This window comes from Sphingomonas glaciei (assembly GCF_023380025.1).
GTDB lineage: Bacteria > Pseudomonadota > Alphaproteobacteria > Sphingomonadales > Sphingomonadaceae > Sphingomicrobium > Sphingomicrobium glaciei.
In genome coordinates this window covers 2,095,096-2,114,129 of the sequence record NZ_CP097253.1, presented here as the reverse complement: position 1 = coordinate 2,114,129, position 19,034 = coordinate 2,095,096, and the positions used below count along the sequence as shown (strand labels likewise).

At 68.4% G+C, this 19,034-nt stretch carries 18 protein-coding genes and 1 tRNA gene; 10 read left to right on the top strand and 9 right to left on the bottom strand.

Going from position 1 to position 19,034, the window contains the following annotated elements:
- Positions 1-35 precede the first annotated feature (35 nt).
- Both pheS and pheT read left to right on the top strand, forming a co-directional pair.
- Positions 36-1,103, top strand: coding sequence for a phenylalanine--tRNA ligase subunit alpha (pheS, locus tag M1K48_RS10295; RefSeq protein ID WP_249454995.1), 1,068 nt, complete (start codon positions 36-38; stop codon positions 1,101-1,103).
- A complete protein-coding gene (gene pheT, locus M1K48_RS10290; protein WP_249454993.1) occupies positions 1,100-3,472 on the top strand; it encodes a phenylalanine--tRNA ligase subunit beta in 2,373 nt (790 codons plus the stop codon). Before pheS ends, pheT begins: the two co-directional genes overlap by 4 nt.
- On the opposite strand, the gene M1K48_RS10285 is transcribed toward pheT, so the two are convergent.
- Genes M1K48_RS10285 through ftsE form a run of 4 tightly spaced genes read right to left on the bottom strand, consistent with a single transcriptional unit; the run spans position 3,469 to position 6,276 of the window.
- A complete protein-coding gene (locus M1K48_RS10285) occupies positions 3,469-4,152 on the bottom strand; it encodes a lysophospholipid acyltransferase family protein (protein WP_249454991.1) in 684 nt (227 codons plus the stop codon). The two genes, pheT and M1K48_RS10285, sit on opposite strands and share 4 nt — an antisense overlap.
- A gap of 11 nt (positions 4,153-4,163) precedes the next feature.
- On the bottom strand, positions 4,164-4,694 hold the full coding sequence (locus M1K48_RS10280; protein ID WP_249454989.1) for a YdcF family protein: 531 nt from the start codon (positions 4,692-4,694) through the stop codon (positions 4,164-4,166).
- Complete coding sequence (locus M1K48_RS10275) at positions 4,691-5,560, bottom strand: cell division FtsX domain-containing protein (protein WP_249454988.1); 870 nt, start codon at positions 5,558-5,560, stop codon at positions 4,691-4,693. Before M1K48_RS10275 ends, M1K48_RS10280 begins: the two co-directional genes overlap by 4 nt.
- A complete protein-coding gene (gene ftsE / locus M1K48_RS10270; protein ID WP_249505231.1) occupies positions 5,557-6,276 on the bottom strand; it encodes a cell division ATP-binding protein FtsE in 720 nt (239 codons plus the stop codon). Before ftsE ends, M1K48_RS10275 begins: the two co-directional genes overlap by 4 nt.
- Positions 6,277-6,387: 111 nt before the next feature.
- Here ftsE and M1K48_RS10265 point away from each other — a divergent pair, with 111 nt between their 5' ends.
- Positions 6,388-7,371, top strand: coding sequence for a zinc-ribbon domain-containing protein (locus M1K48_RS10265; protein ID WP_249454987.1), 984 nt, complete (start codon positions 6,388-6,390; stop codon positions 7,369-7,371).
- A 1-nt stretch (position 7,372) separates the two neighbouring features.
- Here the strand turns inward: M1K48_RS10265 and M1K48_RS10260 are convergent, their stop codons facing one another.
- Positions 7,373-7,591 (bottom strand): hypothetical protein, encoded by a 219-nt coding sequence (locus M1K48_RS10260; RefSeq protein ID WP_249454986.1) that lies wholly within the window; start codon positions 7,589-7,591, stop codon positions 7,373-7,375.
- Between the two features lie 151 nt (positions 7,592-7,742).
- Here M1K48_RS10260 and M1K48_RS10255 point away from each other — a divergent pair.
- A tRNA-Leu gene (locus M1K48_RS10255) sits at positions 7,743-7,829 on the top strand.
- Positions 7,830-7,877: 48 nt separating this feature from the next.
- Here M1K48_RS10255 and M1K48_RS10250 read toward each other — a convergent pair.
- From M1K48_RS10250 to M1K48_RS10240, 3 genes are all read right to left on the bottom strand, one after another.
- Positions 7,878-10,601, bottom strand: a complete 2,724-nt coding sequence (locus tag M1K48_RS10250) for an MSCRAMM family protein (protein ID WP_249454985.1) — start codon at positions 10,599-10,601, stop codon at positions 7,878-7,880.
- A 29-nt stretch (positions 10,602-10,630) separates the two neighbouring features.
- Positions 10,631-11,452 carry a fimbrial biogenesis chaperone gene (locus tag M1K48_RS10245; protein ID WP_249454984.1) on the bottom strand — a complete coding sequence of 274 codons (822 nt, stop codon included), beginning with the start codon at positions 11,450-11,452 and terminating at the stop codon, positions 10,631-10,633.
- Positions 11,453-11,628: 176 nt separating this feature from the next.
- Complete coding sequence (locus M1K48_RS10240; RefSeq protein ID WP_249454983.1) at positions 11,629-12,150, bottom strand: DUF4402 domain-containing protein; 522 nt, start codon at positions 12,148-12,150, stop codon at positions 11,629-11,631.
- A 448-nt stretch (positions 12,151-12,598) separates the two neighbouring features.
- On the opposite strand from M1K48_RS10240, the gene M1K48_RS10235 reads away from it, so the two are divergent.
- A complete protein-coding gene (locus M1K48_RS10235; protein WP_249454981.1) occupies positions 12,599-12,784 on the top strand; it encodes a PspC domain-containing protein in 186 nt (61 codons plus the stop codon).
- Positions 12,785-12,827: 43 nt separating this feature from the next.
- Here the strand turns inward: M1K48_RS10235 and M1K48_RS10230 are convergent, their stop codons facing one another.
- Positions 12,828-13,763, bottom strand: coding sequence for a ribose-phosphate pyrophosphokinase (locus tag M1K48_RS10230; RefSeq protein WP_249454979.1), 936 nt, complete (start codon positions 13,761-13,763; stop codon positions 12,828-12,830).
- 81 nt (positions 13,764-13,844) lie between these two features.
- Between M1K48_RS10230 and M1K48_RS10225 the strand changes: the two genes are divergently transcribed.
- The 5 genes from M1K48_RS10225 (at position 13,845) to ribD (ending at position 19,032) form a co-directional block, all read left to right on the top strand.
- Entirely contained in the window at positions 13,845-15,506 is a 1,662-nt protein-coding gene (locus M1K48_RS10225; RefSeq protein WP_249454977.1) for an NAD+ synthase, read from the top strand.
- A 48-nt stretch (positions 15,507-15,554) separates the two neighbouring features.
- Positions 15,555-16,874 carry a glutamate--tRNA ligase gene (gene gltX / locus M1K48_RS10220; RefSeq protein WP_249454975.1) on the top strand — a complete coding sequence of 440 codons (1,320 nt, stop codon included), beginning with the start codon at positions 15,555-15,557 and terminating at the stop codon, positions 16,872-16,874.
- 101 nt (positions 16,875-16,975) lie between these two features.
- On the top strand, positions 16,976-17,659 hold the full coding sequence (locus M1K48_RS10215; protein WP_249454973.1) for an energy transducer TonB: 684 nt from the start codon (positions 16,976-16,978) through the stop codon (positions 17,657-17,659).
- Positions 17,660-17,732: 73 nt separating this feature from the next.
- Complete coding sequence (locus M1K48_RS10210) at positions 17,733-18,059, top strand: hypothetical protein (RefSeq protein WP_249454972.1); 327 nt, start codon at positions 17,733-17,735, stop codon at positions 18,057-18,059.
- Positions 18,060-18,069: 10 nt separating this feature from the next.
- Complete coding sequence (ribD, locus tag M1K48_RS10205; RefSeq protein ID WP_249454970.1) at positions 18,070-19,032, top strand: bifunctional diaminohydroxyphosphoribosylaminopyrimidine deaminase/5-amino-6-(5-phosphoribosylamino)uracil reductase RibD; 963 nt, start codon at positions 18,070-18,072, stop codon at positions 19,030-19,032.
- The last annotated feature ends 2 nt before the right edge of the window (positions 19,033-19,034 follow it).

Genomic DNA, 19,034 nt, shown 5'->3' with positions numbered 1-19,034 from the left:
TGCACCTCCGGCACCAGCCGCTAAACGCCGCCGCCATGTCCGACCTCCCCAGCACCCTGCAGCGCATCGCTACCGCGCCCGACCTTGCCTCCCTCGATGCCGAGCGGGTGTCGGCGCTGGGCAAGAGCGGCTGGGTCACCGCGCTACTCAAGACGCTGGGCAAGATGAGCCCGGACGAGCGCCAGAGCCATGGCCCTGCCATCCAGAGCCAACGCGCTGAGGTCGCCGCCGCCATCGACGCCCGCAAAGCCGCGCTCGAAGCCGCCGAGCTTGACCGCAAGCTTGCGACCGAGCGGGTTGACCTGTCGCTGCCAGCCGCCGAGCAGCCGCAGGGCGGTGTTCACCCGGTCAGCCAGGTGATGGATGAGCTGGCCGAGATCTTCGCCGACCTCGGCTTCGCAGTCGCCGAAGGGCCGGAAATCGAAAGCGACTGGTACAATTTCACCGCGCTCAACATGCCCGAAACTCATCCCGCGCGCGCCATGCACGACACCTTCTATTTCGAGCCGCGCGAGGGCGTCGAGGGCACCTTCGTCCTGCGCACCCACACCTCGCCAGTGCAGATCCGCGCAATGCAGCAGGTCGGCGCTCCCCTGCGCGTGATCGCCCCGGGCCGGGTCTATCGCTCGGACAGCGACGCCACCCACACCCCGATGTTCCACCAGGTCGAAGGCCTGGTCATCGACCGCAACATCACCATGGGCCACCTGAAGTGGACGTTGGAGACCTTTCTCAAGGCCTTTTTCGAGCGTGACGACATCGCGATCCGCTTGCGCCCGTCATACTTCCCCTTCACCGAACCCTCGGCCGAGGTCGATGTAGGCTGGTCGATGGAAAATGGCCGCCGCGTGGTCGGCGGGTCGGAAGGCTGGATGGAAGTGCTCGGCAGCGGGATGGTCCACCCGCGCGTCATCGCCGCCGCCGGGCTCGACCCCGACGAGTGGCAGGGCTTTGCCTTCGGCACCGGAATCGATCGGCTGGCGATGCTCAAATATGGCATGAACGACCTGCGCCAATTTTTCGACGGCGACCTGCGCTGGCTCAAGCATTACGGCTTCAGCGCGCTCGCCGTACCGACGCTCAGCGCGGGAGTTGGCGCATGAAGTTCACCCTGTCCTGGCTCCGCGATCACCTCGATACCAGTGCTTCGGTGGCCGAGATCGCCGACAAGCTGACCGCGCTCGGCCTCGAGGTCGAAGGCATCGACAATCCGGCCGAGAAGCTCGCCCCCTTCGTGGTCGCCGAAGTCCTCTCCGCCGAGCGCCACCCGCAGGCCGACAAGCTGCAGGTACTGCAGGTCGATACCGGGAACGGTCCGATGCAGGTGGTGTGCGGTGCGCCCAATGCCCGCGCGGGCATGAAGGGCGTCTTCGGTCCGCCGGGCGCCTATGTTCCGGGTAGCGACTTCACGCTCAAGGTCGCGGCGATCCGCGGTGTCGAGTCCAATGGCATGATGTGCTCCGAGCGCGAGCTGGAGCTTGGCACCGGTCACGACGGCATCATCGAGCTGCCGGGCGACGCTCCGGTCGGCCAGAGCTATGCGGCCTATGCCGGGCTTGAGGACCCGGTGTTCGACATCGCGGTCACCCCCAATCGCCCTGACTGCTTCGGCGTGCGCGGCATCGCCCGCGACCTCGCCGCTGCCGGGCTCGGAACCTTGCGCCAGCAGCCCGTGCGCCCGTTGGCGGAGCAGGGCGCCAATCCAGTCTCGATCACCATCGAGGAAGGGAGTGGCTGCGAAGCCTTTGCGGCGCGCCTTATCCGCGGCGTGAAGAACAGGCCCTCGCCCGACTGGCTGCAGGCGCGGCTCCGTGCGGTCGGCCTGCGTCCGATCTCGGCGTTGGTCGACGTCACCAATTTCTTTTCGATCGACCAGGCCCGCCCGCTGCACGTCTATGACGCCGCGCTGCTCAAGGGCGGGATCAATGTCCGGCGCGGCAAGGACGAGCGCTTCGATGCGCTGAACGACCGCGCCTATGAAGCGACGCCGGACGATTGCGTGATTGCGGACGACAATGGCGTACTCGGGCTCGGCGGCGTGGTTGGCGGCGTGTCCACCGGCGTCACCGAGAGCACCACCGATGTGCTGCTGGAATGCGCCTGGTTCGATCCGGTCGCCATTGCCCGCACCGGCCAGCGCCACCAGGTCCACACCGACGCCCGCGCCCGCTTCGAGCGCGGGGTCGACCCGCTGACGCTTGAGGAGATGACCGACGCTGCCGCCGTGATGATCGTGGAGCTGTGCGGCGGCACGCCGAGCGCGCGCAGCATGGCCACTACCGCCCGCTGGAGTGAGGTCACTTTGCCGCACACGGTTGCGCTGCGCCCGGAGCGGGTCGAGAGTCTCGCGGGCCTCAACCTGCCGACCGACGAGCAGAGCCGCATCCTGTCCGCGCTCGGCTTCCGCCAGGACGCTGCGGGCTGGACCGTCCCAGGCTGGCGGCCCGACATCGACGGCGAAGCCGACCTGGTCGAGGAAGTCGCCCGTGTCGCCGGCCTCCACCTCATCCCTTCGACGCCGCTTCCGCGTGAAGCGGGTGTGGCCAAGGCCGTCGCCCTGCCCGCGCAACGGCTCGAGCGCCGGGTGCGCCGTGCCGCCGCCGTTCGCGGCTTCCACGAGGCGATCACCTGGAGCTTTATCGCGGAGGACGATGCGGCGTTGTTCGGCGGCGGGGCGCATGTCCTCGCCAATCCGATCAGCGAGGAGATGAAGGTCATGCGGCCCTCGCTGCTTCCCGGCCTCGCCCGCGCCGCCGCGCGCAATCTGTCGCGCGGCGCGACCTCGGTCCGCCTGTTCGAGCTCGGTCGTCGTTACCTTGCCGAGGCCGAGCGGCCGACGCTATCGTTGCTGCTTGCCGGAGAGGCCGCCCCGCGCGGCTGGCAGGACGGCAAGGCACGCGCGTTTGATCCGTTTGACGCCAAGGCGGCAGTGCTCGCATTGCTGGGAGAGGCCGGCGCCCCGGTCGCCAACCTCCAGCTGGCGCAAGGCGCGGGCGAGGCTTTCCACCCCGGCCGTTCGGCGACACTCAGGCTCGGCAAGGCGGAGATCGCTCGCTTCGGTGAGCTTCACCCGGCGCTCGCCAAAGCGCTCGACCTGCCGCCCGCCACCCAGGCCGCCGACCTCTACCTCGACGCGCTTCCCACCGCCCGCGATGCGAGCAAGAATGGAGGCCGGGCCCGCCCCGCCTTTACCCCGCCCGCGTTGCAGCCCGTCACCCGTGACTTCGCCTTCGTCGTTCCCGACGGGCTTGCCGCGGGCGATCTGGTGCGCGCCGTGCGCGGTGCCGACAAGGCGCTGATCGCCGACGTCCGGCTGTTCGACCGCTATCAGCCGGCCGAAGGCGACCTCAGCCTGGCGCTGGAGGTCACGCTTCAGCCGACCGACAAGACGCTGACCGAAGCGGACCTTGCCGCGCTGTCGGACAAGGTCGTCGCGAGCGCGGCCAAGGTCGGGGCGCGGCTCCGGGCCTAGCCCTCCAGCGCGTTGATCGCGCTGTGCACCCGCCGTTCGATCTCGTCGCGCTTGAGCCCGGCGGGGATGGTCTCGCCGACCTTGAGGTGGATCACGCCAGGATATTTGACCAGCCCCTTGGGCCACACCTTGCCGCTGTCGTGCGCCACCGGCACGACCGGCAGGCCGAGCGCGCGATACAGACCGGCAAAGCCAGGGCGAAGCTCCGGCGTCTCGCCTACCGGTACCCGTGTGCCTTCGGGAAAGATCACCACCGGCCGCCCTTCGGCGATCGCCTGTTTGCCCCGTTGCATCATCTCGCGCAGCGCGCTGGCGCCGGCCTCGCGGTTGACGCCGATCACGCCGAAGCTCTTCATCGTCGGCCCGAGCAGCGGAACGTCGACATATTCCTGCTTCATCACCACTACCGGCGTCTTGACCAGCAGCAGGGTCTCGATCGTCTCGACCATCGCCTGGTGCTTGAACGCGACCAGCACCGGGCCGTCGGGAATCTCGCCCTCCATCTCGAACCGAATGCCGAGCATGCGGGTGACCAGTTGGTGGTGGAAGATGGCCCAGGCGCGAATGACGCGCCGTACCGGCCCGCTGCCGAAGCGCGCCGCAATCAGGGTCGCGATGCAATAGAGGATCGTGCCCGGATAGAAGATCAGGAAATAAAGGAGCGAACGCAACGCGGCCATCAGCTTCTTGCCTACATGTCGAGCCACAGCGCGCCGCGCCGCAGCAGATACTTGTTATATTCGAGGAACAGCAGCCACAGGCTGGGCCGGGTCTGTACCGCATCCTCGACGATTTTGGTGTCGGGCAGGTCCTGCCGGAATTCATAGGCCGCGCGGCGCATGTGCCAGTCGCTGGTTACCAGCCGCACGCTGTCATAACCGCGTCGGACCATCCACCGCCGTGCTTCCTCGGCATTGCTGCGGGTGTCGACCGCTTCCGAACCGAGGTCGACGCAGCAGTTCAGGGTCAGGAGCGTGCCCGGCCCCAGCCGCCGCGCCAAATCCGCGCGGGTGACGCTGGGGTCGGCGCCCGACACCAGCATGCGTTTGGCCTCGCCGCGTCCTAGCACGGCCATGCCGCGCTCCAGCCGCCCCGAACCGCCGGTCAGCACCACCACCGCTTGCGTTCGCTCGGCCCCGGCGGGCTTGGCCAGCGACACTCCGAACAACGCGAAGCCCAGCGCGTAAAGTAGTCCCAGCAAGGCCGTCAGGCGGATGGTCATACGACGTTCGCCAATGCCTGCTTGAGGGCGCGCCTGGCAACCAGGGTCGCAAGGACCGCTTGCACCAGCGGCAGCAGGGCCAGCAACAGCAGTCCGTTTGCCGCCAGCGCCGGTCCGCCCGCCCAGCCGCCAAGCAGGCCGCGCGCCGGGATCAGCGCCGCCACCAGTACCGCCACCGCCGCCAGTGCCCCGGCACCGCTGCCGGCGAGCACGTCGAGCGCGATCCGGCGTTGCACCAGCGACAGCAATTGCCCGTCGGTCGCGCCGATCCCGTGCAGGACATCGAGGGTGGCGCGATTGGCATCGAGGGTCGCCCGCGCCGCCAGCGTCACCGCCCCCGCCAGCGCCGCTGCCAGCACCACCAACAGCCCGGCGACCAGCACCGCCAACCCGCGCAAGGTCGCGAGCAGGGGCGCGAGTTCGGCGGAATAAGGCGTCAGCCGCGCAGCCGGGACCTGACGCTCCAGATTCTGCGCCAGGGCCGTGCCGTCACCGCCGGCGCCCAGGCTGACTTCGGCGATCACCGGCAGGGGCAGGTCGAGTTGTTCCGCCGCTGGCCCCAGCCAGGCGCCGAGCGTACGGCGCAATTCGGCTTCGGGCACGCGCTCGATCCGCTCGACCGCGGGCGAGGCGCGCAGGACAGCCTCGGCCCGCGCCGCATCGGCGGGCGTGCCCGTGACCTGCAACGACCAGCGGCCAGCCGCCGAGGTCGACAGATCCGACACCGCACCCAGGACGGCCAGTCCGGCGATCCCCACCACCAGGCTAACGAAGGTCATCAACCCGACGATCCACGGCGCCGCGCGTCGTTTTTGCTCTGGCAACAGGCGGCGCATCGAGGCTGGCGGGAACAAGGTTTCCCTCATGCCGGCGATCCGTCGGGATGGCGGCTCGGCGGGTGGCGCAGTTCGCCGGTAGGATCGAACAGCCGCCCGTCCTCCAGCCGCATCATGCGTGCGCCCTTCACCGCTCCGATCAGCGACAGGTCGTGGGTCGCCACTACCACCGTGGTGCCAAGCCGGTTGAGCGCTTCGAAGAGGTGGATCAGGCGGTTGGCCATGGCCGCGTCGACGTTGCCGGTCGGCTCGTCAGCAACCAGCAGTTCGGGCCGGGCGATCACCGCCCGGGCGATCGCGACGCGCTGCTGCTCGCCGCCCGAGAGTGTCGGCGGCCTGGCACTCGCGCGATCGGCCAGCCCGACCCAGGCCAGCATTTCGCGCACCGGCCCCTCGATTTCGCGGTCGCCGTGCCCGGCGATGCGCAGGGGAAGCGCGACATTGTCGAAGGCCGACAGATGCCGGACCAGCCGAAAGTCCTGGAACACCACCCCGATCCGCCGCCGAAAGGCCGGAAGCGCCTCGCGCGGGGCTTCCCCGACATCTTCGCCGAACAACCGCAGCCGCCCCCGCGTCGGCCGCTGGGCAAGATACAGGAGCTTCAGCAACGAGGTCTTGCCCGCGCCCGACGCCCCGGTCAGGAAGTAAAATCCCCCGGGCGCAAGGCGCAGGTCGAGGCCCGCCAGCACCTCCGCGCCGGTCCCGTACCGCAAGCCTACTCCGTCGAACTCGACCAGCGCGGCCAGGATCGCCCCCTCTTTCTTCTGTTGCCCTTTGCCGCGTCTAGCTTGCCAATGGATTCACGAAAAGGTTACGCAACGTTTCTGTACCCGGTTGAAAGAGAAAGCGCCCGACCCATGATCCTGACCTGCCCATCGTGCGGGACGCGCTACGTGGTGAAGGACGGCGCGATCCCGCCCGCCGGCCGCACCGTACGCTGCGCCCAGTGCAAGCATAGCTGGCACCAGGAGCCGGATGCCGCGGAGGAGACCGAGGGCTCGGTCGCGCAGGCCGACGAGCAGGGCGGCGGCTCGGAATCTGCAAACTATCCGTTCGGCGACGACGCCCAAGCGGCAGTCACCGCCCATTCCCACGATGGGGGCAACCAGCCCGTCGACGCGCCCCCTCCTGAACCGGCTCCGGCCCCAACCGCCGACATGCTAGCCGAGCGGGAGACGGTTGCCAGCATGCCCGAGGAAGCGGCGGCGGCTCCCGACCCCTATCCCGAGGCGGCGGTTCCGTATGAGGAGAGACCGTCAGCGGAGCCCCGATTCGATCCCGAGCCGGTCGAGGAGGCGCCGCGCGCATCCCACCCCCTGCGTGCCGCGCGGATGGAGACGGAAGACCTCTACAGCCCGTTCGCCGCCCAGGACGAGGAGGAAGAACCCCGGAGCCGCTGGCCACTCATCGTCGGCGCTCTGCTGCTGCTCGTCGTGCTGGTCGCCGCCGGAGTCTATTTCCTCGCTCCGGCCGAGCTCAAGGGCCGGCTCGGAATCGCGCAGAGTGACAGCTCGGAAGATCTGACCATCCAGGTCCAGCAACAGGGCCGGACCCAGCTGGCGAGCGGCAACCAGCTTTACGAAGTGAGCGGCGTGGTGCGCAACGAAACCGACCAGCCGCTTCCCGTGCCGCCGATGAGCGCCCAGCTGCGCAGCCTTGAGCAGAAGGTGGTCTATCGCTGGACCATCCCGATCTCGCCCCCGCAACTCGCTCCCGGCGCGTCGGCCAGCTTCAACAGCGCCAATCTCGACGTGCCGGAGAATGCCGCCTGCCTTGAGGTATTCTTCGGCAAGCAGCGCGATATCGAAAGGTGCCGTCCGGTCGACGCCGCCGGGGCTTAAGCTACTCGAATTGCAGTAGAACCTGCACCTGCCCGGCTTCGTCGCGGCGGATCGTCCGCTGGTGCGGGGTCAGGCTCTGCCCGTTCCGCACTTCGGCCGCCTGGACGATCCGGACGAACACCTGGGCCTGCGCGCGCGCCTGCAGCGCCGGGGGCCCCGGATCGGGCGTCTGGGCGGTCGCCGCAAGGGCGGTCAGCAGAGCAGGAGCCAGCATCATCATGGACGCTAGGACTCACGCCCGGAAAGGTAAACGGCCTCTTTACCCTTGCTCCACAATGGAACGGTTCTTGGGCGTTGCGCTGGTCAAAGGGCACTGCTAGAGGCACGCGCCTTGCCACCGGCGCTCTCGTCCGAGCAGTGCCGACAAACATGCGGTCGTGGCGGAATTGGTAGACGCGCAGCGTTGAGGTCGCTGTGGCCGAAAGGCCGTGGAAGTTCGAGTCTTCTCGACCGCACCACCCCCTCCCTGGCAGGGAGGGGGAACCTCCAAATCCTCCGGCTCGGTCCTAATGCGACGCCAGCAAGTCGCCTGAGACGACTTCTTGGTTAACGGCCGCAAGTCGCGGCGCGGCGGCCCTGACGACGATCGGACCCAGCCGGGTCACCGCTTGCTCGGGCTGCAGCACGACATCCGCGCGAAGCGACGCCGACACCGCCTGCGCCGCCGACCGGCTTGGCTCGTTCAATCTCAAGGCATAGCGCCCCGGCGGCACCCGCTCAAACAGGAAAAAGCCGTCGTAGTCGCTGCGAGCTTGGGCGACGACCTTGCCGTTGGCATCGACCAGTTCGAGGTCGAGCCCCTCGAAGGCGCTTCCGCCATCCTTGAGCAGGCTGCCCTCAATCGCTCCGCCGCCCGCCAGCGGGATCAGCAGTTCGGCCGAGACACCCGGGCGCGGCACGATGACCTGCGCGGCGACCGTCGGCACCAGATTGGGGTCGCTCAGCGAGCTGATGTCGACCCCGATCGCCACCGGGCGGTAATTGTCGAGCCCGGCAACCGCGGCCCAGCCATCCTTGCCGCTCGGACGGTCCGCGGGACGGGTGCCGGCGGTCAGGAGCCCGCCCTCTTCCAGCGCTTCGCCCTGATCCCTCACGCCATTGCCATTGTCGTCGCGGAACAGCCGTGCGCGGACGCTGCCGGTAGCGGCCAGCGACTGGCGGCTGGCGCGCCAGCCCGAGCTTCCGCGATCAAGCGAGAAACTGAAGTTGAGCCCGGCCGCCACCGATCCGTCGGTCGCCGCTTCGACCGTGCCCGCCACCGCAAAGGCGTCGAAGCGCCGGACATGCGACACCCGGCCGCGCAGCTTGCGGTCGCGCCCTTCATAGGCGACCGCGCCTTCCCAGTCGGCATTGCCGCTGCCGCGCCAATAGCCCGACAGCTCGATCCGCCGCAGCCTGGCGGCGGGCGCGATCTCCACCTCTGTCGTTCCGCGCACTCGGACCGGACCGATCCGGCCGCTGCCGATCAGCCCCGCTTCGAGTCGCTGGCGTCCCTGCAGGCCACCGGGCGGCCGCTCGTCACGCCAGCGCACCAGTGTCGCCAGATTGAAGCGGCTGAGGGTGACGCTGGTCCGGCCATTGGCCTCGATGGTCCGCCCGCCATCGGTCCGACCGGCAATGCGAACATCCCCATGGAGGGGAAGGACGAAATCACCGCCCAGCTTGAGCGGCGCATCGACGCTGAAGCGATGCTCGCTGGTTGCCGACAGGCCTTGCGGACGCGCCGCGAAGTCGCGGCTCCAGAAACTGCTCCAGGTCAGGTTGGTGGCGCCGAACTTGGCCAGCGCCTGCCCGCGCAGGGCGATCCCGCCCGAACTGTCGCGCGCCGCGCCGAATTCGGTCACGGCGGGGCCGATCGAGCGACGCACAGTGCCCTCGACATAGGTGACGCGCTTGTCTTCGATGCTCAATGTCTGGACCAGCGCCGCCACCGAGGTGCGCCGGTCCAGCCCATGTTCGATGCTCGCGGCGCCGCGCCAGCCGGCCTCACGGTTGGGCGGCGCACCCCCTCGGTGCAATTCCATGAGGTCGCGGCCGGGATCGACCACCCCGGCCCAGTAATGGGTTTCGCCCGGCGGCACCGCGCTTTGGCCGACCGTCAGGCTTTCGCCGCGCCGCTTGACCTGGCCCTGCGGGCCATAGGTGACGATCTCGAAGAAGTTGTCGCCGAAGCCGAGCGCGACATCGTCGAAGCGATAGCGACCATCCGGGCCGGCCCCGGCAAAGGCGACCAGTTCGCCGTTGCGGTAGAGTTCGGCGTCCCACCCGGGCGGCAGCTCACCGCTGAACTGCGTGCGGTCGAACGCGACCGACTGGAATAGCGGGCGGTTGGTGACCATCGCGCCGCGTCCGGTGGCGGTGCCGCCGGCGACGGGACTGCCGATCCCCTCGACGTCGCCGACTGCGGCATGGGTCGCCTTGAGCGGTCCGAGCAGGCCGCCATCGGGATCAGACCGGTAGGCGCGGAAGCGCAGGCCGGTCGGCAGCCCGCGCTTGTTGGTCGAGACCCGCGCATCATAGCTCATCTGCAGCGCCTCGCCGGCGGCGAGGATGCTGGCGCGATGATCGATCCGCGCTCCGCTACCGGCGGAATAGGTCACGCCGGCGTCCATCATGACGTCAACACTGGGCGTCCGCCACATCCGATAGGGGAGGGTCACCCGGGGCAGGGAGGACAGCGGCAGGCTGGCCTTGGTCAGCCGTGCCGCTCGCTCGCGCCGCTCGGCCGCCAGTTCGACCGGCAGTTTCTCCTCGCTGTCGAGCAGCAGCAGCGAAGCGTCGGTACGCGGCTGGACCGTGAGCCCGAGCCAGCGCGACAAGGCCGCGGTTTCGACGCACCAGCCATCGGGCGCATCGCGAATGGCGGACGGCGCGATCGACCCGTTGCCGCTAGGTCCAAACGCAACCTTGCCGGCCTTGCGGTCGATGACGAGGCGGTTGGCCTCCTTGAAGGCCCAGCCTTGGGCGCGCCGGGCGGCGAGGTCGATCTTAATTGGGAGATCCAGCGCGGTGACGAGATCGCCCAGGATAACGCAGGTGCCCTCCGGCACCGGATAGGCGCGAACCCCGTCGCCCAGAAGCCGCTGACGGATCTGGAGGTCGAGCAGATATTGGCTGTCGGGATCCGCCGTCCAAGCCGGCCCCGACGGCGGCGCCGACGCCGGCGCACCGATGCCGAGACCCGCCGCCGCAAGCAGCGTCAGCGGCAGCCGAAGCCAACCCCCGAGCATATCGTGCGGCCCGACCTGCCCCCGCCGTTCTAGCGCAGGACCGCGCTGGTTTCGGCGAGCATCGTCGACACGCCATCGACCGATTCGAGATATTGCACGGTCACAGGGCCGTTGGCCTGCGCCACCAGTTCGGCACTGAGCGGCACGGTCACGGTACGGCGGTCGATCTCGGTATAGACGGCAACCCCGCGCTGGATGGCGAGCGGCTCCTTGAGACCGGCCTTCAGCACCCGCACTTCACCAAAGGTGGAGCGCGATCCGGCGCGGGTCAGTTCCAGCGCGATCGCCGGATGGCCCTCGAGCATGACCTTTCCGACATTGGCGATGCCGGCCTTTGCCGACAGATTGCCGAGACGAACGATGACGGGGATGGTGACGCCGTAGACCGGGGTCAGGGCGAAGCCGATGCCCTTGAAGTCGGCCGGGGTCTGGACCGGCGGCTGGGCCGCTGGAACAGCGCGGAACAGCAGGTGGACGCGATATTCGCCGTCGGCCAGGCCGGCCGGCGCTCGCGCGGCGATGCGGATGGTCTGCGGCTGGCGCGGCGGAAGCACGACGCGGCGCGGGGCATAGACGATCATGTCGCGCGCAGTCACTTCGCGGGCGTCCGGCGTGGCGACATCCTCGAAGGTGCCGTCGCTCCGCATCCGCTTGACCTCGACGCTGATGCGGTAGGTGGCGGTCTCGTCGCCGATGTTATTGAGGATGATCTCGGTCCCGCGACCATTGTTGAGAATGATCCGGGTCGGCGCGACCAGCAGGTCACCGACACCTGCCGTTGCCGGCGGCGCCAGGGCGACCAGCGGCGCGAGCAGGGCGGCACGGAGGGCGAGGCGGGCGGTGATGGACATGGCGTGTGACGGGCTCCCACGGCGGCGCGATTGCCACCATTCCGGAGCTTTCTCGCAGCCAATGGTTGATGAAGCGCTAACCATGCCCTTCGCGGCGGGCGGCCATGCCCACGCAAAAAGGGGGGCTCCTCGCGGAACCGCCCCCCTCTGGTCAGCAATCCTTCCGGATCGGCTGCCTATTGGTAAGCGACCTGGATATCGATCTGGCCCGAATAGACCCCGTCGACGCTGCTGCTGTTGATGACGACCGAACCACCGACGTTGAAGTCGTTGCCCGGGCTGCCCGAATTGCCGAGCGTCAGCGACGTCGGGAAGGACGGCGTGAAGGCAAGGGTGCCGCCGTTCGAACCGGTCAGCGGGAAGCTGGCAGCGGCCGAGGAGATCGTCACGACCTGGCCCTGGGTACCGGTGATCCGGTAGGTCGCCGAGACGGGCGAGCCAGCGCAGGTGAGGCCACCGCCCGACGCGCCGCAGGTGACGGCGCCGGCGCCGTTGATGCTGACGGTCTGGTCACCATTGATGGTGCCCATCACGATGGTGCCGAAATTCAGGTCACGCACGGCGCTCAGCGCCAGCGGCTTGATCAGGCGGGCGCCGGCCAGGGCGCGCGGACTGGCCGAGGTTGCGTTCTGGGCAGCAGCCGGCGTGGCGGCGGCAACGGCGGCCAGCACGGCCGCGGCAAAGATCGTCTTCTTCATAATCGTTCATGTCCCCACATCAGGCGTGCCGGGGCAGAAGCCCAAGCAACGCGGTAAGCCGCCTGTTAACCCTCATCCCTTTCGGCTTCGCTGGCGAGAATGGTTAATGGGGCATTGGGGATTACTGACGATCGGACCATCCTATGGTGGATCTTCCCAACTCGCGGGGCGGGGCGTCCCAAGCTGTTTAGGCCTACGGCGATAAGTCGTTGATCTCACGCGCAAACCGCAATCTGGCACGGCTCCTGCATCACCTCTGTCATCGATCGGCACCGACGCCGGATCGAGAGAAAACAGGAGAGAATGACATGACCACGACCCTCAACCTTCGCCAGCTCGCCGTCTCGCTGTCGGGTGCTTTCGTTGCCGCCATGCTGTTCGTCAGCGCCGCCGTCGGCCCGCTTCCGATCGCCTGAACCGCCACCTCGCTTTTCCAAGGATCAACACGATGAATCGCCGCTTTGTTCTCAACCGCACCGACGCGAAACTGATGGGCGTTGGCGCCGGGCTTGCCGACATGACCGGCACCGACCCGCTGGTGATCAGGCTGGCCATCATCCTCGCGGTGCTCGTCACCGGCCCGGTCGCCGCTATCCTTTACGTCGCTGCGGGAATGCTCGCGCCTAATAGCTGAAGCCGGAAGGGCTGCGGGCCGATGTGAAGCGGCCCGCCTGTCCTCAATCGAACAGGCTGGAAACGCTCGATTCGTCGGCGATCCGGCGCACCGCCTCGGCCAGCAGCGGGGCAATGGTGAGACGGCGGATCTTGGTCCCGGGCAGATCCATTTCACCCGAATAGATGCTGTCGGTGACCACCAGCTCGGTCAGCTCGCTCGCCGCCACTCGCGCCGCGGCACCTCCCGACAACACGCCGTGGGTGACATAAGCGACCACGCCCAGCGCACCCTGCGCCTTCAGGGCCGCCGCGGCGTTGCACAGGGTGCCAGCCGAATCGACGATATCGTCGATCAGGATGCAGAACCGCCCCTCGACATCGCCAATGATGTTCATCACTTCCGATTCGCCAGCCTTTTCGCGGCGCTTGTCGACGATCGCAAGCGGAGCGTTCTCTAGGCGCTTGGCGAGGCTGCGCGCGCGCACCACGCCACCGACGTCGGGCGACACCACGGTGATCGGCTGATCGCCGAACCGCGCCTGGATGTCTGCGCTGACCACCGGCGCGCCGAATAGGTTGTCGGTCGGAATGTCGAAGAAGCCCTGGATCTGCCCGGCGTGAAGATCGACCGACAGCACCCGGTTGGCCCCGGCGGTGGTGATCAGATTCGCCACCAGCTTGGCCGAGATCGGCGTGCGCGGGCCGGGCTTCCGGTCCTGCCGGGCATAGCCGAAATAAGGCATGACCGCCGTGATCCGCTTGGCCGAGGCGCGGCGCAGCGCATCGATGCAGATCAGCAATTCCATCAGATTGTCGTTGGCCGGGTAGCTGGTCGACTGGATCAGGAAGACATCCTCGCCGCGGACATTCTCGTGGATTTCGACGAAAATCTCCTCGTCGGCGAAGCGGCGGACGCTCGCGCGGGTAAGCGGGATCTCCAGATAGTCGCTGATCGCGCGCGCGAGCGGCGCGTTGGAATTGCCGGCCAGCAGTTTCATGACGCCTCCCCGAATGTGGGGGCATCCCTAGCCACGTCGGACGTTGGACGAAAGCCCGCCTTCTCGCTTAGGGGGATAAGCATGACCGACCGCCTGACGATTGCGCTCGCCCAGATGAACCAGAAGGTCGGCGACCTGCGCGCCAATTCCGACGCCATGCTGGCGATGCGGCGGCAAGCGGCGGGCGCCGATCTGCTGCTTGTCCCCGAGCTGCAACTGGTCGGCTATCCGCCGGAAGACCTGGTGCTGAAGCCCGCTTTCCTGCGCGAAACCGAAGCGGCCGCCGCCGCCATGGTCGCCGCCACCGCCGAACCCGGTCCGGCGCTGGCGTTCGGGTCGATCGTGCAGCGCGAGGGCAAGGCCTATAATGCCGTGATCGTCGCCGACGAGGGCCGCGAGCTGTACGTCACCCTAAAGCGCGAGCTGCCCAACTACGGCACCTTCGACGAAAAGCGGGTGTTCACTTCGGGGCCCCTGCCCGAGCCCTTCACCTTCAAGGGGGTCCGGATCGGCATTCCGATCTGCGAGGATCTGTGGCTGGAGGACGTTTCCCGCCACCTGGCCGAGCGCGGCTCGGAAATGCTGCTCAGCCCCAACGGCAGCCCCTACGAGATCGACAAGGACGAGCTGCGCCAGCGCCTGTTCAGCGACCGCTCGCGCCAGGTCGGACTGCCGCTGGTCTATCTCAACCGGGTCGGCGGGCAGGACGAACTCGCCTTTGACGGCAGTTCGATGGTTTTCGGCGCCGACGGGACCAAGGTCGTGCAGATGCGCGACTGGGAAGAGCAGTTGCTGTTCACTCATTGGGAGAAGGAGGCGGACGGCCGCTGGACCTGCACGACCCGCGACATCCACACCCTGTCGCCGAACCCCGAAGACATCTACCTTGCGATGGTGGTTGCCCTGCGCGACTATGTTTCCCGAAATGGTTTCCCGGGCGTGCTGCTCGGCCTGTCGGGCGGGATTGATTCGGCGCTGTCGGCGGCGGTCGCGGTGGACGCACTGGGGGCCGACAAGGTGTGGGGGGTGATGATGCCCTCGGCGTTCACCAGCCAGGCCAGTCTCGACGATGCGGCAGGGTGCGCCCGCCTTCTCGGCATCCGCCATGACGTCATCCCGATCGGGACCGCGGTCGATGCCTTCGACGGGATGCTCGGCGCTGCCTTCACCGGTCGGCCGCGCGACCTGGCCGAGGAGAATATCCAGGCTCGCCTGCGGATGGTGACGCTGATGGCGCTCAGTAACAAGTTCGGTCCGATGCTTCTGACCACCGGTAACAAGAGCGAAATGAGCGTCGGCTATGCCACCCTCTACGGTGACATGGCGGGCGGCTATTCGGTGCTGAAGGACGCCTACAAGACCACTGTATTCAAGCTGTCGCGCTGGCGCAACGCGGAGCGGCCCGACGGTCTGCTCGGCCCCGCCGGGGCGGTAATGCCCGAGACCGTGATCACCAAGCCGCCCTCGGCCGAGCTGCGCCACGACCAGAAGGACGAGGACAGCCTGCCGCCCTACGACAAGCTCGATCCCATTCTTCACGGCTTGATCGATCGCGAGCAGAGCGTCCACGAGGTTGCGGCGGAGACTGGCAGCGACCTTGCCTTGGTCGCCAGCCTGGAGACGATGGTGCTCCGCGCCGAATATAAGCGGCGCCAGGCGCCCCCCGGGGTCAAATTGGGCGGCCGCAACTTCGGCCGCGACCGTCGTTATCCGATCACCAACGCGTTCCGGACCGGCGATTGACGCCCGCGCGGCTGGTCACGGCGGCCCGGGAGCGATAGTCGCGCTGCCATGACCGTCGTCACCCGCTTTGCCCCTTCGCCGACCGGCCGCCTGCACGTCGGCAACATTCGCACCGCGCTGCACAATTTCCTGTTCGCCAAGCGGCACGGGGGCAAATTCCTGCTGCGGATCGACGATACCGACCGGGAACGCTCCAGCCCCGAGGCCGAACAGGCGATCCACGCCGATCTCGCCTGGCTCGGCCTCCACCCGCATCACACGGTGCGGCAGTCCGATCGCTTCGAGCTTTACGAACGGCATTTCGAGCAGCTTCGCGCCGCTGGCCGGATCTACGCCTGCTACGAGACGCCGGAAGAGCTCGACCTTCGCCGGAAGATCCTGCTCGGGCGCGGATTGCCGCCGATCTACGAGCGGCCCGAGGCTGAGAATACTCCTGTCGAAGGCCGCGCCCCCCACTGGCGCTTCCGCCTCGACCAAGAGCAGCCGATCGGCTGGGACGACCTTGTCCGCGGTGAGCAGAAGTTCGACCCGCACCTCCTGTCCGACCCCGTGATCCGCCGCGCCGACGGTAGCTGGCTGTACCTGCTACCGAGCGTGATCGACGACATCGACCTGGGCATCACCCATATCGTGCGCGGTGAGGATCATGTCTCTAACAGCGCGGTGCAGCTGCAGATGTTCGCGGCGCTTGGGAGCCCGCCGCCGCGGCTGGCGCACGAAGCGTTGCTGGTGGCGGCCGAGGGCAAGCTGTCGAAGCGCCTCGGCGCGGTCGGTGTCGGCGAGTTGCAGGAGCGGGGTCTGGAGCCGATGGCCCTGCTCAGTCTGCTCGCCCGGCTCGGCACCAGTCAGCCGGTCGAGGCGGTCGCCGACATCGAGCCACTGGCAGCGAGCTTCGACTTCGCGCATTTCGGCCGTGCCCCGGCGCACTTCGACATGGCCGAGGTCGAGCAGCTCAACGCGCGGTTGCTCCATGCCATGCCATTCGCCGCAGTCGCCGACCGTGTCCCCGCCTGGGTGGACGAGGCCAGCTGGACCGTGCTGCGCACCGCCCTCGACCATGTGACCGAGATCGCCGGCTGGCAGGAAGTCGTGCAAGGCGACATCGCGGCGCCCGACCTCCCTGCCGAGGACCGCGCCTTCCTCGCGGAGGCTGCCACGCACGCCGCCGCGATCGACTGGTCGGCCGATCCCTGGCACGCCCTTACCGACGCACTCAAGGCTGCGACCGGCCGCAAGGGCAAGGCGCTGTTCAAGCCGCTGCGGCTGGCGCTGACCGGGCGGGAGAGCGGGCCCGAGATGGTGCCGCTGGCTCGGCTGATCGGGCGCGAACGTGCGCTGAAACGGCTCGAGGCGAGCGCCGCGGCTTAGCCTATCATCGACGCAGCCCGCACCAAGCACACTCGCTCTTGCGCACCTTATGTAATGATGTAACATCCTTTATATCGACTCGCGATGAAGAGGAGGTTGCCATGCTTGCCTACGCCGCCAGCCAGAGGAGCCGGCGCCGGCTTAGCCCTTCCGCCCTGCTGATGATCGCCGCCGGTCATGCGGTCGCGATCGGGCTGCTGATCACCGCCAAGATGGACATTCCGCTGTTCCCCAAGCCGGTGATCACAAAAACCACCTTTATTCCTCTGCCGCCCCCACCGGCCCCCAAGCCCGAACCAAGACCGCAGGTGGAGAGCGAGACAGTGCTCCCGCCGCCACCGATCAGCCACATCGACAAATTTCCTCCCGTCATCCCCTTGCCCCGACCGGCCGACGGCATCGACATGGGGCCGAGCAGCAGCAGCCAGGTGGCCGACATCGGACCGGCCTTGGCCGAGAGCCTCCCGCCGCCGACCTTGCCACCTCCGCAGCCCGCCGTAGTCCGGGTCGGGCCCCGCGCGGCGACCCCTGCCGACCTGCTGCGCCCGCCCTATCCCGAGTCGATGCGGCGGACCGAGTCAGAGGCGGTGCTCCGCCTGCGGCTGTCGATCGATGCCCGGGGACGGGTGACTGCGGTCGAGCCGGTCGGGACGGCCGACCCCGCTTTCCTGTCCGCGGCGCGCAGCCACCTCACCCGCTACTGGCGCTACCGGCCGGCGACCGAGGACGGCAACGCGGTCGCCTCGACGCTGACCATCACCCTGCGCTTCGAACTCGAGGAATGACCCGCCAAGCCGCTCTCCTGCCCAAGAGAGCGGCCCATTTGCCGCGCGCCGCCTGACCCCCTACATCGCGGGCATGGGTTTCTTTCCTCCGATGCACAGTCCGCGGACGGCGCTGCGCGACTTGCGAGCCGTGTTCCGGCGGCGGGGACGCGAGCAAGCGATCGCCGCCGGGCTCAGCATCGTCTTCACGGTGGTGATCATCGTGGTCTTCTTCCTCGACGCCAAGGTGAACACCGCGCCGCCGGTGACCGTCATCTATCCCGAGAGCTGGTCGGCCAACCGCACCGACGCCGAGATCAAGGCCGACCAGGTCACCGATCAACAGGCCCGCGAGGAGCGTGCGCGCGCGCGGCAGGAGCAGTTCAAGGAGATCGCCAATAGCTTCGGCATCGAGGAGTGACGCCGAATGGATGGCGGAGGCGGCCCGGTTAGGTGCCGCCGCGCGTGGAACGACGGCTCCCAACCCCAACGTCGGCTGCCTGATCGTCGCAACCGATGGCGGGATCGTCGGCCGGGGCGTGACCGCGCCCGGCGGCCGCCCCCACGCCGAATCCATCGCCCTCGCCCTTGCCGGCGAGCGAGCGAAGGGCGCCACGCTCTTCACCACGCTTGAACCCTGCAATCACCGCAGCGAGCGGGGGCCGACCTGCACCGACTTGGTCCTCTCAAGCGGTGTCGCCACCGTCGTCGCCGCGATCGAGGATCCCGACGAACGCACCGCCGGCAAGGGCTTCGCCCGCCTCCGTGCCGCCGGGATCGAGGTCCGCGTCGGCGCTGGCGCGGAGCTCGCCCGGGACAGCATGGCCGGCTGGCTCACTCGCCAGGCGCTCGGCCGCCCCCGCATCACGCTCAAGCTGGCGCTCTCGATCGACGGCAAGATCGCGCTGCCTTCCGGTGAATCCAAGTGGATCACCGGCGAGGACGCCCGCGCCCACGTCCATCTCGAGCGCACGCATTGCGACATGATCCTGGTCGGTCGCGGCACGCTGGCCGCCGATCGCCCGCGCCTCGACGTCCGGCTGCCGGGACTGGAGGAGCGCTCGCCGCGACGCGCCCTGCTCAGTCGCGGCGATCCGGTGGAGGGGTGGGAGATGCTGCGCTCGCCAGCAGACGTGTTCCGCCTTCATGACGTCAACGACTTGCTGGTCGAAGGCGGCTCTGCCACCGCCACCGCCTTCCTTGCGGAGGATCTGGTCGACCGCATCCTGCTCTACCGTGCCCCGATCATCATCGGGGAAGGGCGGCAAAGTGTCGGCTACATCGGGTTGGACGCGATCGGCGATGCGCACGGCCGGTGGGAGCCCCGCGACGGGCGCCAGCTTGGCATCGACCGGCTCGAAGTCTACGAGCGCGTCCGCCCCGAGGAAAATTAGTC